The 15,046-nt window shown below is 65.1% G+C and carries 13 protein-coding genes; 9 read left to right on the top strand and 4 right to left on the bottom strand.

Translation table 11 applies throughout. The annotated features are described in order from the left end of the window. Positions 1-73: 73 nt before the first annotated feature. Both J6525_RS01350 and J6525_RS01345 read left to right on the top strand, forming a co-directional pair. The gene (locus tag J6525_RS01350; RefSeq protein WP_225641434.1) at positions 74-1,735 is read left to right on the top strand and encodes a thiamine pyrophosphate-binding protein; all 1,662 of its coding nucleotides are present in this window, start codon (positions 74-76) and stop codon (positions 1,733-1,735) included. A gap of 42 nt (positions 1,736-1,777) precedes the next feature. Beyond that, positions 1,778-3,049: an NAD(P)/FAD-dependent oxidoreductase gene (locus tag J6525_RS01345; RefSeq protein WP_225641432.1), complete on the top strand. Its 1,272-nt coding sequence runs from the start codon at positions 1,778-1,780 to the stop codon at positions 3,047-3,049. Between the two features lie 20 nt (positions 3,050-3,069). Here the strand turns inward: J6525_RS01345 and J6525_RS01340 are convergent, their stop codons facing one another. The 3 genes from J6525_RS01340 to J6525_RS01330 all read right to left on the bottom strand — a co-directional run bounded on the left by J6525_RS01340 (position 3,070) and on the right by J6525_RS01330 (position 5,114). Continuing rightward, a complete protein-coding gene (locus J6525_RS01340) occupies positions 3,070-3,303 on the bottom strand; it encodes a hypothetical protein (protein WP_057019701.1) in 234 nt (77 codons plus the stop codon). A 346-nt stretch (positions 3,304-3,649) separates the two neighbouring features. Further along, a complete protein-coding gene (locus tag J6525_RS01335) occupies positions 3,650-3,838 on the bottom strand; it encodes a hypothetical protein (RefSeq protein ID WP_092085569.1) in 189 nt (62 codons plus the stop codon). A gap of 295 nt (positions 3,839-4,133) precedes the next feature. Continuing rightward, positions 4,134-5,114: an NADPH:quinone oxidoreductase family protein gene (locus J6525_RS01330; protein WP_225641430.1), complete on the bottom strand. Its 981-nt coding sequence runs from the start codon at positions 5,112-5,114 to the stop codon at positions 4,134-4,136. A gap of 374 nt (positions 5,115-5,488) precedes the next feature. Between J6525_RS01330 and J6525_RS01325 the strand changes: the two genes are divergently transcribed. The 7 genes from J6525_RS01325 (at position 5,489) to J6525_RS01295 (ending at position 13,973) form a co-directional block, all read left to right on the top strand. Further along, positions 5,489-6,262 carry a motility protein A gene (locus J6525_RS01325; RefSeq protein WP_016848416.1) on the top strand — a complete coding sequence of 258 codons (774 nt, stop codon included), beginning with the start codon at positions 5,489-5,491 and terminating at the stop codon, positions 6,260-6,262. Between the two features lie 28 nt (positions 6,263-6,290). Beyond that, positions 6,291-7,121, top strand: a complete 831-nt coding sequence (locus J6525_RS01320) for an OmpA/MotB family protein (RefSeq protein WP_028334286.1) — start codon at positions 6,291-6,293, stop codon at positions 7,119-7,121. 112 nt (positions 7,122-7,233) lie between these two features. Beyond that, a complete protein-coding gene (locus J6525_RS01315) occupies positions 7,234-9,132 on the top strand; it encodes a potassium transporter Kup (RefSeq protein ID WP_225641428.1) in 1,899 nt (632 codons plus the stop codon). Positions 9,133-9,287: 155 nt separating this feature from the next. Next, positions 9,288-11,213, top strand: a complete 1,926-nt coding sequence (locus tag J6525_RS01310; protein WP_092085565.1) for a potassium transporter Kup — start codon at positions 9,288-9,290, stop codon at positions 11,211-11,213. Positions 11,214-11,349: 136 nt separating this feature from the next. Beyond that, positions 11,350-11,679 (top strand): rhodanese-like domain-containing protein, encoded by a 330-nt coding sequence (locus tag J6525_RS01305; protein ID WP_016848419.1) that lies wholly within the window; start codon positions 11,350-11,352, stop codon positions 11,677-11,679. Between the two features lie 8 nt (positions 11,680-11,687). Beyond that, positions 11,688-12,857 carry an aminotransferase gene (locus J6525_RS01300; protein WP_225641426.1) on the top strand — a complete coding sequence of 390 codons (1,170 nt, stop codon included), beginning with the start codon at positions 11,688-11,690 and terminating at the stop codon, positions 12,855-12,857. 6 nt (positions 12,858-12,863) lie between these two features. Further along, on the top strand, positions 12,864-13,973 hold the full coding sequence (locus tag J6525_RS01295) for a polyamine ABC transporter substrate-binding protein (RefSeq protein WP_225641424.1): 1,110 nt from the start codon (positions 12,864-12,866) through the stop codon (positions 13,971-13,973). A gap of 122 nt (positions 13,974-14,095) precedes the next feature. On the opposite strand, the gene J6525_RS01290 is transcribed toward J6525_RS01295, so the two are convergent. Next, positions 14,096-15,031: a lipid A biosynthesis lauroyl acyltransferase gene (locus J6525_RS01290; protein WP_225641422.1), complete on the bottom strand. Its 936-nt coding sequence runs from the start codon at positions 15,029-15,031 to the stop codon at positions 14,096-14,098. Positions 15,032-15,046: the final 15 nt, after the last annotated feature.

The raw sequence follows: 15,046 nt of genomic DNA, 5'->3' as shown, positions 1-15,046 counted from the left end.
CCGTCTATCATACCCCGTGGGACCACGATCCGCGCGAAGCCCAAACGCGCGCCAGTACTTGCAGGGAGCCCTCATGACCAAAAGCAATGCCCGCACCGGAGGCCAGATCCTGATCGACCAGCTGGTCGCGCAAGGGGTGGAGCGCGTCACCTGCGTGCCGGGCGAGAGCTATCTGGCGGCGCTCGACGCGTTGCACGACAGCCCGATCGACGTCGTGATCTGCCGCGCCGAGGGCGGCGCCGCAATGATGGCGGAGGCCTATGGCAAGCTCACGGGACGTCCGGGCATCTGCTTTGTCACCCGTGGTCCGGGCTCGACCAATGCCGCCCATGGCGTGCACATCGCGATGCAGGACTCCACTCCGATGATCCTGTTCGTCGGCCAGGTCGACACCGGCATGCGCGAGCGCGAGGCGTTCCAGGAACTCGACTACAAGGCGGTGTTCGGCACGATGGCGAAATGGGCGGTCGAGATCGATCGTCCGGATCGCATTCCGGAACTGGTCGCGCGTGCCTTCCGCGTCGCGCTGCAGGGCCGGCCCGGTCCGGTGGTGATCTCGCTGCCGGAGAATATGCTGACTGAAACCGCCGCGGTCGCCGACGCGCCGAAGGTCGAGCCTGCGGCGACCTGGCCGGCGCCGGCCGATCTCGAGCGCCTCGGCAGCATGCTTGCCGGCGCCAAGGCGCCGATCGTGGTGCTCGGTGGCTCGGCCTGGACCGCGGAGGCCGCCAAGGGCATCGCGCGCTTCGCCGAGCGCTTCGACTTGCCGGTTACCACCTCGTTCCGCCGCGCCTCGCTGTTCGACGCCGACCACTCGCATTATGCCGGCGATCTTGGCATCGGCCCGAGCCCGAAGCTCAGGGATCGCATCACCGGCGCCGACGTCATCCTCCTGATCGGCGGCCGCATGTCGGAGATGCCGTCCTCGTCCTACACGCTGCTCGACATTCCGGTGCCGAGCCAGAAACTGATCCATGTCCATCCCGGCGCCGAGGAGCTCGGCCGTGTCTACCAGCCGGCGCTGGCGATCCAGGCGACGCCTGCGGCCTTTGCCGCCGCGGTCGAGACCATGAAGCCGGCGGTCGCGCCGGCCTGGAAGGGCGAGGCGGCCAAGGCGCACGCGGATTACCTCGCCTGGACCGACAAGCCGCGCGAGCTGCCGGGCAGCTTCCAGTATGGCGAGGTCGTGACCTGGCTGCGCGACCGCCTGCCGAAGGATGCCATCGTCTGCAACGGCGCCGGCAATTATGCCGGCTGGATTCACCGCCACCATCGCTTCCACGCTTTCGCCGCGCAGCTCGCGCCGACTTCGGGCTCGATGGGCTACGGCGTGCCGGCGGCTGTGATGGCCAAGCGGCATCATCCGGACCGGGTCGTCGTGGCGTTCGCCGGCGACGGCTGCTTCCTGATGAACGGGCAGGAGTTCGCCACCGCCGTGCAGTATGACGCGCCGCTGATCGTCGTCGTTATCGACAACGCGCAATACGGCACCATCCGCATGCATCAGGAGCGCGATTATCCGGGCCGCGTCGTCGGCACCCAGCTCAAGAACCCGGACTTCGCGCTTTATGCCAAGGCGTTCGGCGGCCATGGCGAGCGGGTCGAGCGCACCGAAGACTTCGCGCCCGCGTTCGAGCGCGCGCTGGCCTCCGGCAAGCCCGCGATCCTGCACTGCCTGGTCGATCAGCGCGCGCTGTCGGTCGGCAAGGATTTTGCGCCGCAGGCCACGCGCTAGGGCATGATCCGGAAAAGTGCGAAGCGGTTTTCCGAGGAGATCATGCCCAAACAAGAGTCCCGTCACGTCGCGATCATCGGGGCCGGCGCGGTCGGCGTCATCAGCGCCATCGAGGCGCTGCGTGCGGGCCACAGCGTAACCTTGATCGATCCGGGCGAGCCCGGCGGGACCCAGGCGGCGAGCTACGGCAATGCCGGCTGGCTGTCGTCGCATTCGGTGATCCCGCCGGCCGAGCCGGGCACCTGGAAAAAGGTGCCGGGCTATCTGATGGATCCGCTCGGGCCGCTGGCGATCCGCTGGTCGTATCTGCCGAAGGCCCTGCCGTGGCTGGTCAAGTATCTGCTGTCGAGCCGGACCGAGGCGCAGGTCGAGGCCACCGCGCGGGCGATGCGCGAACTCCTGAAGGATGCACCGCTGCTGCACCGGCAGCTCGCCGAGGAAGCCGGCGTGGGCGAATTGATCGAGCGGCGCGGGGTGATGCACGTGTTTCCCTCACGCGCGCCGTTCGACCGCGATCTCGGCTGGCGCATCCGCAAGCGTGTCGGCATCGAATGGCTGGAGCTTGATGAAGACGAGATGCGCCAGCGCGAGCCCGATCTGCATCCGCGCTACAAATTCGGCGTCGTGGTGGAGGAGGCGGGACGCTGCCGCGATCCCGGTGCCTATGTCGGGGCGCTCGCCGCGCACGCCATCGCGAATGGCGCCGAGCGCGTCGCCGCCAAGGCCACGGGCCTCAGGCTTGCCGGTGACAGGCTTGTCGCTGTGATCACCGAGAGCGGCGAGATCGCCTGCGACGCCGCGGTCGTCGCCGCGGGCGCGCGCTCCAGGCAATTGACCGCCTCGATCGGCGATCCGCTGCCGCTGGAGACCGAGCGCGGCTATCACGTCATGATCGAGAATCCGGAATCCGGCCCGCGCAATTCGATGATGGCCTCCGATGCCAAGATGGTCGTCAACTGGACCGACAAGGGCCTGCGCGCCGCCGGCACGGTGGAGATCGCGGGGCTTGACGCCGCGCCGAACTGGAAGCGCGCCGAAATCCTGCGCGAGCACCTCTTCAGCATGTTCCCGAAGCTGCCGAGGGATATTCCGCCATCGCGGATCAAGACCTGGTTCGGCCATCGGCCGAGCATGCCGGACGGGCGCCCCTGCATCGGCTATGCCCGTGCCACGCGCGACGTGGTCTACGCCTTCGGCCACGGCCATGTCGGCCTGGTCGGATCGGCCCGGACCGGCCGGCTGGTCGCGCAACTCCTGAGCGGCAAGGCGCCGGAGATTCCGCTCGCCCCGTTTGCGCCCTCGCGCTTCCTGTAGGAAGCAACGGCGGCGAAGCCTCAGCTGTCGCCGGCCCAGGCCGTGATCGCGGCCGGTGCGATCACGCGTCGCGGTGCGTGCGGATTGATCGTTCCGGCGCTGACGTCCTGCGTCTGAACGAGCAGCGTGCGCGCAAACGCCTTGGCGTCCTGCTCGGTCGTGAAGGTACGGGTCTGGCGCGCGAAGCGGTGATGTCCGGCGTCAGGATTTCGCATGGCGAACGAGACGTACCAGATGGCCTTGTCGGTCTTCATCGCGCCTCTTTGGTGGTAATCCGCCCGCGCGATCGCGACGTGATGCTCGATGCTCGATGTGCAAAAAGTGCCAAGACAAAGAATCCTGAAATACAACACATTGCGGCGAATAGGCTCCTCGGCGAACCAGCAATGCTACAACATCGGCACGTCTACCGATACTGGCGGCATATTACCTGTCAACCGATGGGTGAAATGACAATGCGCCGTTGCGACGTTGGTTCCATCCGGCAAATTGCCATGTCGGACGAGGCGCTGGTCGCGGTCCGCGAGGGCGAAGCGGCGGCCCTGGTGGCGAGCCGTCACGACAAGTGTCGATACTTTCGAACGCTCGACGTAGGCCTCGCTAGATGACTTGGTCCTTCTTGCGGGCTGCGTTGATGGTTTCCTCCACCTCGGCGGCAAGGGCCGTGAGATGTTCGGCGAGCTTGCTGAACAACTCGCGCTTGCGCATGTCAGTCGCCAGGTCTCGGATCAACGCACATTCCGCCGCGTCACGGCGAAGCTTTTCGAGATGCGTCAGCATGTCCTGCATTTTTCGTCCCCGAATGCCGTACTCCGCAACGCTAAGGCGGCACAGAACCGCGCAACAATAACCTGTGATAGTTTTCGCGAACCTTGGCGACGGTCGCGTATCTCTCCGACCTCTAGGCAGGCTTGGCTTGCGACATTCAGTGTCGTCCCTGCGAAAAGCAGGGACCCATAACCACAAGTGCTGATTGGTGTGCTTCGCTGGAATGACCAGTTCTGTTCACAACATCCGCCGCGGCGTATGGGTCCCTGCTTTTCGCAGGGACGACAGCGAGGATGAGGCGATAGCGCTGCCTCTCTCACGACCCGATCCGCACCACCATCTTGCCGAGCGCCGCGCGGGTCTGCATGGTGGTGAAAGCCGCGCGAAAATCGTCGAATGCGAACACCTTACCGACAACAGGCGTCAGTCGGCCATCGTTCAGCCATGCCGACAATTGCGTCATCACGCGCGCCTGCGCCTCGGGCTCGCGCCGCGCGATCTGGGCGGCATCGACGCCGATCAGGAGGCCGCCTTTCAGGAGCGGCAGATTGAACGGCAATGCGGGAATGCTGCCGGCCGCGAAGCCGACCACGACATGGCGGCCGTTCCAGGCGATCGAGCGGAACGCCTGCAGCGAGACCTCGCCGCCGACCGGATCGAAGATCACGTCGGCGCCGTGGCCGCCGGTCGCGTCCTTCAGCGCGTCGCGCCAGTCGGGCTTCGTGTAGTCGACGGCAGCGTCGGCACCGAAGCTTGCGGCGAAGTTGCGCTTCTCCTCCGTCGAGGCCGCGGCGACGACGCGCGCGCCGAGCAGCTTGCCGACTTGAATGGCGGCGATGCCGGTGCCGCCGGCGGCGCCGAGCACCAGCAACTGCTCGCCGGCCTTGAGCGAGCCGCGCTCGCCGAGCGCGTAGAGCGCGGTGAGGTAATTGGTGCGAAAGGCCGCGGCGGCCTCCATCGACAGTCCGTCGGGCATGATCTCGACGGCGTCGGGCGGCACCACGATGTGCTCGGCCAGCGCGCCCGAGCGCGCCGCGCCCATCACCCGCATGCCCGGCGCGATGCCGGCGACGTCGCCTGCGACCGCATCGACCACGCCGGCGAATTCCGCGCCCGGCGTAAAGGGCAGGGCATCCTTGGTCTGGTAGCGGCCCTCGACCTTCAGCCCATCCACGAAGCCGATGCTCGCGGCGTGGACCCGGACGCGGATCTGTCCGAGGCCGGGTTCGGGGGTGGGGATCTCCCTCAGCCCGATCTGATCGATGGGTGCGTATTGCTCGACGACGACCGCCTTCATCCTGTCCTGCTCATTGGTTGGTTTCCTCGAGAGCCTTTTCCGCTCCGATTGAATCGGAACGGGGCCCCGGATTCTTGTGCTGACGCGTTTTCTTCACGCGAACCGTTAGCCGTTTCGCGCGAAGACGCTTCCGGCAAACCTATCCCATGTCCGTTGTTCTACGGGGAGGGGTTTTGCACATGCAACGGCAGGCTCGCATGCGGAAAGCCAGCATCTTCAACGACATCGCGAAAAGACCGGCGTTTACCCGTTGTTATCCCTACCAAATTCGGTAACGCGTCCTTAATGGCGTTAACGTTAGGGTTTTCCACGCGGCCCGCCTTGGGCTGCGCGCCGTCCAGGACGGGCAGGTTGCGTACGCGTTGGAGTCTCCTATGGATATCATGACTGGCGCCGGGCTGTTGGCTGGCATCATCGTCATCGCGGTGATGATGTTCATGGGCGGCGACCTGCACATGTTCATCTCCGAACACGCCATGATCATCATCTTCGGCGGCTCGATCGCGGCGACGATGATCCGTTTTCCGCTCGGCGTGATGCTGCACGGGCTGCCGCTCGGCGCCAAATTCGCCTTCACCATGAGCCGCCTGTCGGCCCGCGATCTCGTCGACGAGCTCGCCCGCATCGCCGAGATCGCCCGCAAGCAAGGACCGGTCGGCCTGGAAAAGGTCGAGACCGACGAGCCGTTCCTCGCCAAAGGCATCCGTTACGTCGCCGACGGTTACGACCTCGAATTCATCCGCGACAACATGGAACGCGACCGCGACAACTTCCTGATGCACCTCGACGAGGGCAGCAAGATCTATCGCGCGATCGGCGACTGCGCGCCGGCGTTCGGCATGATCGGCACGCTGATCGGCATGGTGCAGATGTTCGCCAACATGACCGACCCCTCCAAGCTCGGCCCGTTCATGGCGACGGCGCTGCTCGCGACGCTGTACGGCGCACTGGTCGCCAATTTGTTCTGCCTGCCGATCGCCGACAAGCTGCACGGCAAGCTGCTCGACGAGGAGACCAACCGCACGCTGATCATCGACGGCATCCTGATGATCCGCGACTCCAAGAGCCCGGCGCTGGTGCGCGAGATGCTGCTGGCCTACCTGCCGGAGAAGCATCGCCAGGAGGAAGGCGAGCCGGTTCCGGCCTGACCGGACCGCGCTTTCGGGAAACGCAGCGATGGCCAAGAAAAAGCGCGGCGACGCCCATACCGGAGGTCACGGCTGGTTCGTGACCTTCGCCGATTTGATGGGCCTGATGATGAGCTTCTTCGTGATGCTCGTCGCGTTCTCCACCATGGACAACAACAAGCTGAAGATCGTCGCCGGCTCGATGCGCGATGCGTTCGGCGTGCAGACCAATGTGCGCTATTCCGGCATCGTCGAGTCCGACGGTCTGCCGACCCGGCCGAAACTGAAGAACGTCGAGCACATCTCGCCGGAAGAGTCCTCCGCCAATCCGACGCCGGACGAGAAGGAGCGCAGCCAGATCAACGGCGCGCGGCTGAAGATAGACCGCGAATTCGCTCTCGCCTCGGCCTCGCTTCGCCAGGCGCTGCAGGACATGCCGGAGCTGACCGAGATCTCCAAGAACATCATGTTCGAGGAGACCAAGGAGGGGCTCAATCTCGAGATCGTCGACCAGGATGGCCGCTCGATGTTCGCCGACGGCTCCAGGGAGCCGTATGACCGCACCCGCCGGCTGATCCAGAAGCTGGCCGCGCCGCTGAAGGCGACGCCGCTGCGGGTTGCGATCGTGGGGCATACAGCCGCAGGCTTCGTGCCGGCGCGCAGCGATTATGACGGCTTCGACCTGTCCGCGGACCGCGCCAACGCGGTGCGGCAGATCCTGGAGCGGGAAGGGCTGCCGCCGTCGCATATTTTCGCGGTTTCAGGCAAGGCCGACGGCCAGCCGCTGTTTCCCGACGATCCGACGCTGCCGGCCAACCGTCGCGTGACCATCACGTTGATGCGGGAAAATCCGCCGCTGCCGCCGGATCTGAAGCCGTAGCTCCGGGTTACCATACTACCGTCAACTACCATTGTTGCGCGGTTGACACGCGAAGCGGAAGCGTCGATAGCCGCGCGGATCAAATCAACCGATCGGGCGTTCCAACCTCGCCATGGCTGTCAGCGTCTCATCTACCGAAGCTCAGGAAGGACAACCCACCTCCAGCTTCTGGGCCCTGACACTCGGCAGCATCGGGGTGGTGTTCGGCGATATCGGAACTTCGCCGCTCTACGCATTCCGCGAGGCGGTCGGCGGCGCCGCGCACGGCCAGCCGGTCACCCGCATCATGGTGCTGGGCGTGCTCAGCCTGATCCTGTGGGCGCTGTTCACCGTCGTCACCGCGAAATACGTGCTGTTGCTGCTGCGTGCCGACAACAATGGCGAGGGCGGCACGCTCTCGCTGATGGCGCTCGGCCAGCGCGCGATCGGTCGGCGCAGCTGGCCGCTGCTCGCGCTCGGCGTGGTCGGCGCCTCGATGTTCATCGGCGATTCCATGATCACGCCGGCGATCTCGGTGCTGTCGGCGGTCGAAGGCCTCAAGCTCGCCACCCCGCATCTCGAGCACTATGTGGTGCCGCTGACGATCCTGATCCTGGTCGTGCTGTTCTCGGTGCAGAGCTCGGGCACCGCGCGCGTCGCTTCCGCCTTCGGTCCGGTGATGGTGGTGTGGTTCGCCTCGCTGGCGGTGATGGGGCTCGTTCACATCATGGACGACCCGTCGGTGCTGGCGGCGATCAATCCTTATTACGCGCTCCAGTTCATGCTGACCCACGGCACCATCGGCCTGGTGACGCTGGGCGCGGTGTTCCTCGCGGTGACCGGCGGCGAGGCGCTGTATGCCGATCTCGGGCATTTCGGCCGCAAGCCGATCCAGTCCGGCTGGCTGTTCTTCGTGCTGCCGTCGCTGCTGCTGAACTATTTCGGGCAGGGCGCGCTTGTGCTGTCCGATCCCAGCGCGATCGAGAACTCGTTCTACCGCATGGTGCCCGACGTGCTGCTGCTGCCGCTGGTCGGGCTCGCCACCGCCGCGACGGTGATTGCAAGCCAGGCGGTGATCACCGGCGCCTATTCGCTGATCAGCCAGGCGGTGCAGCTCGGGCTCTTGCCGCGCTTCGAGGTCCGCTACACCTCGGAGACCCATGCCGGGCAGATCTATCTGCCGCGCGTCAACCGGCTGCTGTTGATCGGCGTGCTGCTGCTGGTGCTGCTGTTCCGCACCTCGAGCGGGTTGGCTTCGGCCTATGGCATCGCCGTCTCCACCACCATGGTCGCCGACGGCATCATGGGCTTCATCGTGATCTGGAAGCTGTGGAACTGGCGCATGGCGTCGGCGGCGGCATTGATCATGCCGTTCGTGATCGTCGACATGACCTTCTTCAGCGCCAATCTCCTGAAGCTGTTCGAGGGCGCGTGGGTGCCGCTGCTGTTCGGCGTCGTGATGGCGACGATGATCTGGACCTGGCGCCGCGGCGCCGCCATCTTGGTCGCCAAGACCCGACGCATCGAGGTGCCGCTGCGCGACCTGATCCACAGTCTGGAGAAGCGGCCGCCGCATATCGTCAAGGGCACCGCGGTGTTCCTGACCAGCGATCCGAGCTTCGTGCCGACCGCGTTGCTGCACAATCTCAAGCACAACAAGGTGCTGCACGAGCACAACGTGATCCTGACCATCGAGACCGCACCGACGCCGCGCGTCGATCTATCCGAGCGCGTCAACATGGAGAAGGTGAGCGACAAGTTCACCGCGGTGCGGCTGCGCTTCGGCTACATGGAATCGCCGAACGTGCCCAAGGCGCTGGCGGTCGCGCGCAAGCTCGGCTGGCAGTTCGACATCATGTCGACCTCGTTCTTCGTGTCGCGCCGCTCGCTGAAGCCGTCGGCCCAGTCCGGCATGCCGCAATGGCAGGACCACCTGTTCATCGCGATGAGCCGGTCCGCCAATGATGCCACCGACTATTTCCAGATCCCGACCGGCCGGGTGGTTGAAGTGGGTACCCAGGTAACTATCTGACCGGGCGCAGGATTCTGACATTGATCGGCCGTGACCCATGCGTGACGTGCATGGCGGAGGCCTAAATCCGGGCTAACCTATGCATTCCTGCCGGGAGTATAGCGCTGCGACCCGGCATTGTGCGGTGCGGCAGAAGACAGAGGCACAGCTTCCCCATGTCATCCGAGAGTGCGATCACCGCGGCGGAAACGCCGGCGGCAAACGGCAATGGTGAGGCGCATTCAACCGCCACCTTCAAGGCCCTGATGCTCGGCAGCATCGGTGTCGTCTATGGCGACATCGGCACCAGCCCGCTTTACGCCTTGCGCGAGGCCGTCGTTGCCGCCGCCGGCGGCGAGGGCGCGGTGACGGCGCATGCGGTGCTCGGCGTGCTCTCGCTGATCCTCTGGGCTTTGATCGTCGTCGTCACGCTGAAATACGTCGTGATCCTGCTGCGCGCGGACAACAATGGCGAGGGCGGCACACTGGCGCTGATGGCGCTGGCGCAGCGCGCGGCGACTAAGGGCGGCGCCGCGATCGTGCTGCTCGGCATCATCAGCGGCGCGCTGTTCTATGGCGACGCCGTCATCACGCCGGCGCTCTCGGTGCTGTCGGCAATCGAGGGCATCAAGCTCGTCACCTCGACATTCGATCCCTATGTCGTGCCGCTCACGGTGGTGATCCTTGTCGTCCTGTTCGCGGTGCAGTCGCGCGGCACCGCGCGCGTCGCGGCCTTCTTCGGCCCGGTGATGTGCGTATGGTTCGCCCTGATCGCGGTCGCGGCGCTGCCGCAGATCGCGCGGCATCCCGAAGTGCTATACGCGCTCAATCCGATCCTCGCGGTGTCGTTCATGCTGCATCACGGCGTGATCGGCTTCATCACGCTCGGTGCGGTCTTCCTCGCGGTGACCGGCGCCGAGGCGCTCTATGCCGACCTCGGCCATTTCGGCAAACGCCCTATCCAGACCGCGTGGCTGTTCATCGTGCTGCCGTCGCTGGCGCTGAACTATCTGGGGCAGGGCGCGCTCTTGATCGGCAATCCCAAGGGCATCGAGAACCCGTTCTTCCTGATGTTCCCGGACTGGGCGCTGATCCCGATGGTAGCGCTGGCGACCATGGCGACCGTGATCGCGAGCCAGGCCGTCATCACCGGTGCGTATTCGCTGACGCGGCAGGCGATCCAGCTCGGCCTGTTGCCGCGGTTCGAGATCCGCCACACCTCGGAAGCGCATTCCGGGCAGATCTATATGCCGCGCATCAACCGCTTCCTGTTCATCGCGGTCATCGTGCTGGTGCTGATGTTCCGTTCGTCGAGCGCACTGGCCTCGGCTTACGGCATCTCGGTGACCGGCACCATGGTGGTGACGGCGATGATGGGCTTTGTCGTGATCTGGAAGGTCTGGCGCTGGTCGCCGATCGCGGCCGCCGCGCTGGTCGCGCCCTTCCTGTTCCTCGACATCACCTTCCTGGCCGCCAACCTGCTCAAGGTGTTCGAGGGCGGCTGGGTGCCGCTCGCGCTTGGCGGCGCCATGATCGTGGTGATGTACACTTGGCGGCGCGGCAGCCGCCTGTTGTTTGAGAAGTCGCGCAAGCTGGAATTCCCGCTCGCCGATCTCGTCGCGATGCTGGAGAAGCGGCCGCCGCAGCGGGTCTCCGGCACCGCTGTGTTCCTGACCAGCGATCCCGTCAGCGCGCCGACCGCGCTGATGCACAGCCTCAAGCACTACAAGGTACTGCACGAGAAGAACGTCATCCTGACCATCGAGACCGCGCCGACGCCGCGCATCGATCCGTCCGAGCGGGTGCGGATGGAGCAGCTGAGCGAGACCTTCTCCAAGGTGACGCTGAAGTTCGGTTTCATGGAACAACCGAACGTGCCGAAGACGCTGGCGATCGCCCGCAAGCTCGGCTGGCAGTTCGACATCATGTCGACCTCGTTCTTCCTCTCCCGCCGTGCGCTGAAGCCGGCGGCGCATTCGGGCATGCCGAGTTGGCAGGACCATCTGTTCATCGCGCTGAGCCGCTCGTCGAACGATGCCACCGACTATTTCCAGATTCCGACCGGGCGGGTGGTCGAGGTCGGCACGCAGGTCACGATCTAAGGGCCACGATCCAGCTTTTCCGCGTGGCATCTAACCCGTTTCGGACGCTTGATTTTCTCTGCGCAAGAGGCGACTTTGCGGCCCGGAACGGCGGGCCGCGCGACGCTCGCCAAGCTGATATCGGGAGGATATTTCCGTGGCGGACCACAAGGTGGAAGATTTGTTTCCGGACGAGGTGTCGAAGGGCATAGCGGAAGGCCGCTATCTGCTGGTCGACGTCCGCGAGCCCAACGAGGTCGCCGTCGAGGCCTATCCCGATGGCGTCGTAGTGCCGCTGTCGACGTTCGATCCGGCGGCGATTCCCGATCCGCAGGGCAAGCAGGTGGTGTTCGCCTGCCGCTCCGGCAAGCGCTCGGTGACGGCTTCGCTGGCCGCCCAGGCCGCGGGCCTGCCCTATGACAAGCACCTGGCGGGCGGCATCATCGGCTGGAAGGCGGCGGGACTGCCGACCAAGACCGGCGGCTGATCCCTGATATGACCTCCATGAACAAGGTCTTCGCGGACCTTCCTGTCACCATCTTCGAGGCGATGTCGCAGGCCGCGCGCGACAACAACGCCATCAATCTCGGCCAGGGCTTTCCCGACGATCCCGGTCCGGAGGACATCCGACGCGCCGCCGCGGACGCCTCGATCAACGGCTACAATCAATATCCGTCGATGATGGGCATCCCGGAACTCCGTCAGGCGATCGCATCGCATTACGGCCACTGGCACGGACTCAAGCTCGATCCGATGACCGAGGTGATGGTCACCTCCGGCGGCACCGAGGCGCTGACCGCCTCGATCCTCTCCGTGGTCGAGCCCGGTGACGAGGTGGTGTGCTTCCAGCCGGTCTATGATTCCTATCTGCCGATCATCCGCCAGGCCGGCGGCATTCCGCGGCTGCTGCGGCTCGAACCGCCGGAGTGGCGGCTGAGCGAGGAGATGCTGCGCAGCGTCTTCAACCACAAGACCAAGGCGGTGCTGTTCAACAATCCGCTCAATCCGGCGGCGGTGGTCTATCCGCGCGAGGACCTCGAACTGCTGGCGCGGTTCTGCCAGGAATTCGACGCGGTCGCGATCTGCGACGAGGTCTGGGAACACGTGGTGTTCGACGGCCGCGAGCACATCCCCCTGATCACGATCCCGGGCATGCGCGACCGCACCATCAAGGTCGGCAGCGCCGGCAAGATCTTCTCGCTGACCGGATGGAAGATCGGCTTCGTCTGCGCCGCGCCGCCGCTGCTGCGCGTCGCTGCGAAGGTGCACCAGTTCCTTACCTTCACGACGGCGCCCAATCTGCAGGCGGCGGTGGCATATGGCCTCGGCAAGCCCGACGACTATTTCCTCGACATGCGCAAGGACATGGCGCGGAGCCGCGACCGCCTGACCAAGGGGTTGGAGAGCATCGGCTTTCCGGTGCTGAAGTCGCAGGGGACCTACTTCCTCACCGTGGACCTGTCGCCGCTCGGGCTCAACGAGACCGATGCGGAGTTCTGCTGGCGGATCGTGCAGGACTACAAGGTTGCGGCGATCCCGGTGTCGGCGTTCTACGAGCAGGATGCGGTGACGTCGGTCGTGCGTTTTTGCTTCGCCAAGAAGGACTCGACGCTCGACGCCGCGCTGGAGCGGTTGTCGGACGCCGTTCACCGCCGCAAGAGGTAGGCCAGAATGCGAGAGCAGAGCCGTCGTCTCGTCAGCTTCGTCGGCGTGGTCGCGACGGTCCTGCTGGTCTCGGCCTCCGCTGACGCCGAGGAGCGCACGGTCAACTTCTACAACTGGTCGAACTACATGGCGCCGGGAGTTCTCGAGGACTTCACCAAGGAAACCGGCATCAAGGTGGTCTACGATACGTTCGACGCCAACGAGACGCTGGAGACGCGGCTGCTCGCTGGCAAGTCGGGCTACGACGTCGTGGTGCCGACCGGCTACTTCCTGCAGCGCCAGATCACCGCGAAGGTGTTCCTCAAGCTCGACAAGTCGAAGCTGCCGAACCTCGCCAATGCATGGCCCGTGGTGACGGAGCAGCTTGCGACTTACGATCCCGGCAACAATTACGGCGCCAACTACATGTGGGGCACCACCGGCATCGGCTACAACGTCAAGATCGCGGAGAAGATACTCGGTCCGGACGCGAAGATCGACAGCTGGGACATGGTGTTCAAGCCGGAGAACCTCGCGAAATTCAAGGATTGCGGCATCCACATGCTGGATTCCGCCGACGACATCCTGCCGGCGGCGCTGAGCTATCTCGGCCTCGATCCGAATTCGACCAAGCAGGCCGACCTCGAGAAGGCCGCCGATCTCGTCATCATGATCCGGCCCTATGTGCGCAAATTCCACTCGTCCGAATATCTCAGCGCGCTGGCCTCGGGCGAAATCTGCTTCGTGGTCGGATGGTCGGGCGACATCATGCAGGCGCGCAGCCGGGCGGCGGAAGCCAACACCGGCGTCGAGATCGGTTACACGATCCCGAAGGAGGGCGCGCAGATGTTCTTCGACAATCTCGCGATCCCCGCGGATGCGAAGAATGTCGCTGAGGCCTATGAGCTGATCAACTACCTCTACCGTCCCGAGGTCGCGGCGAAGAACTCGAACTTCCTGTCCTACGCCAACGGCAATCTGGCGAGCCAGAAGCTGATCGATCCGAAGATCTTCAACGACAAGAACATCTATCCCGACGAAGCGATGCAGAAGAAGCTGTTCGTGATCACGGCGCGCGATCCGGCGACGCAGCGGATCATCAACCGGTTGTGGACGAGGGTGAAGACTGGGAAGTGACACACTCGTCGCAGTAGCGTGCCGTTATTGCGAGGAGCGTCAGCGACGAAGCAATCCATGGCTCCGCAAGTGGCGAGATGGATTGCTTCGCTTCGCTCGCAATGACGAATGACAGTCTCCGTCTACCGCCAGCGCCGGTGCAGCCAGAGCCATTGATCGGGATACTCACGGACCCAGCCCTCGACGACGTCGGTGACCGCCTGCATGGTGCCCTGGATATCGATCTGGCCGGATGCGTCGAACACCGGCTTGATTTCCTCGGTGACCTCGCCGCGGAAGCGGCCGTCGGGCAGGCGGATGATCCGCGTGCCGTGGATGGGGCAATCGATCTGCCGGCGCAGGCGCGCCAGCAGCGGATTTGCGGTGGTCTTGCGGCCGAAGAAGGTGACGGGAACGCCGTTGGTCAAATACTGATCGACCAGCATCGCGACGTGCTGGCCGTTCTTCAGCGCCTGCGCCAGCTTGAGCGGCGCGTCGCGGCCGGCCGGGACCAATGTGCCCAGGTTGACTGCGCGGATGCGCTCGATGGCGCGGTCGGCGGCTTCGATGTTCGGCCGCCGAAACAGGATGGTGGCGTCGAGCCCATGCGCTGCGGCGGCAATTGGAGAGAGCTCCCAGTTGCCGAGATGTGCGGCGAAGAACAGAGCCGGCTTGCCGTCGTCACGCAACTGATCGAACAGCTGCTTGCTGCGCGCCGAGAATTCGACGCGACCCGGCTTGTCGGGATTCTGGGGATCGTGGTCCCAGATGCGGTCGATATGCGCGAATTCAGCGCCGATGCGTCCGAGGTTGTGCCAGACGCCCGTCAGGATCTCCTCGATCTCCTCCGGTGACTTTTCCGGGAAGGCGGCCTTGAGGTTCTCGCGGCCGATGCGATCCTCGCGCAGCCGGCGGCCGATGAAATGCGCGGCGCGGCCGAAGAACCTTGCGGTCTTCTCGGGATCGAAATAGCGCGTCGTACGCAGCAGGCCGATCGTCAGCCCGCCGATCGCCGCGTCGGTCACGGGCTTCGCGGCGTCACGCAGGTGCGCCCTGGTGCGAAGGAGCAGGCGTTTCATCTGATGAGGCGAGAG

The organism is Bradyrhizobium australafricanum (genome assembly GCF_020329495.1).
Taxonomy (GTDB): Bacteria; Pseudomonadota; Alphaproteobacteria; order Rhizobiales; family Xanthobacteraceae; genus Bradyrhizobium; species Bradyrhizobium australafricanum.
This window is presented reverse-complemented; position numbering and strand designations above follow the sequence as displayed.

What these genes read in the sequence shown, in the direction of transcription:
- J6525_RS01350 (WP_225641434.1), top strand. Translation starts at nt 74, where the DNA reads ATGACCAAAAGCAATGCCCGCACCGGAGGCCAGATCCTGATCGACCAG.
- J6525_RS01345 (WP_225641432.1), top strand. Translation starts at nt 1,778, where the DNA reads ATGCCCAAACAAGAGTCCCGTCACGTCGCGATCATCGGGGCCGGCGCG.
- J6525_RS01340 (WP_057019701.1), bottom strand. Translation starts at nt 3,303, where the DNA reads ATGAAGACCGACAAGGCCATCTGGTACGTCTCGTTCGCCATGCGAAAT.
- J6525_RS01335 (WP_092085569.1), bottom strand. Translation starts at nt 3,838, where the DNA reads ATGCAGGACATGCTGACGCATCTCGAAAAGCTTCGCCGTGACGCGGCG.
- J6525_RS01330 (WP_225641430.1), bottom strand. Translation starts at nt 5,114, where the DNA reads ATGAAGGCGGTCGTCGTCGAGCAATACGCACCCATCGATCAGATCGGG.
- J6525_RS01325 (WP_016848416.1), top strand. Translation starts at nt 5,489, where the DNA reads ATGGATATCATGACTGGCGCCGGGCTGTTGGCTGGCATCATCGTCATC.
- J6525_RS01320 (WP_028334286.1), top strand. Translation starts at nt 6,291, where the DNA reads ATGGCCAAGAAAAAGCGCGGCGACGCCCATACCGGAGGTCACGGCTGG.
- J6525_RS01315 (WP_225641428.1), top strand. Translation starts at nt 7,234, where the DNA reads ATGGCTGTCAGCGTCTCATCTACCGAAGCTCAGGAAGGACAACCCACC.
- J6525_RS01310 (WP_092085565.1), top strand. Translation starts at nt 9,288, where the DNA reads ATGTCATCCGAGAGTGCGATCACCGCGGCGGAAACGCCGGCGGCAAAC.
- J6525_RS01300 (WP_225641426.1), top strand. Translation starts at nt 11,688, where the DNA reads ATGACCTCCATGAACAAGGTCTTCGCGGACCTTCCTGTCACCATCTTC.
- J6525_RS01295 (WP_225641424.1), top strand. Translation starts at nt 12,864, where the DNA reads ATGCGAGAGCAGAGCCGTCGTCTCGTCAGCTTCGTCGGCGTGGTCGCG.
- J6525_RS01290 (WP_225641422.1), bottom strand. Translation starts at nt 15,031, where the DNA reads ATGAAACGCCTGCTCCTTCGCACCAGGGCGCACCTGCGTGACGCCGCG.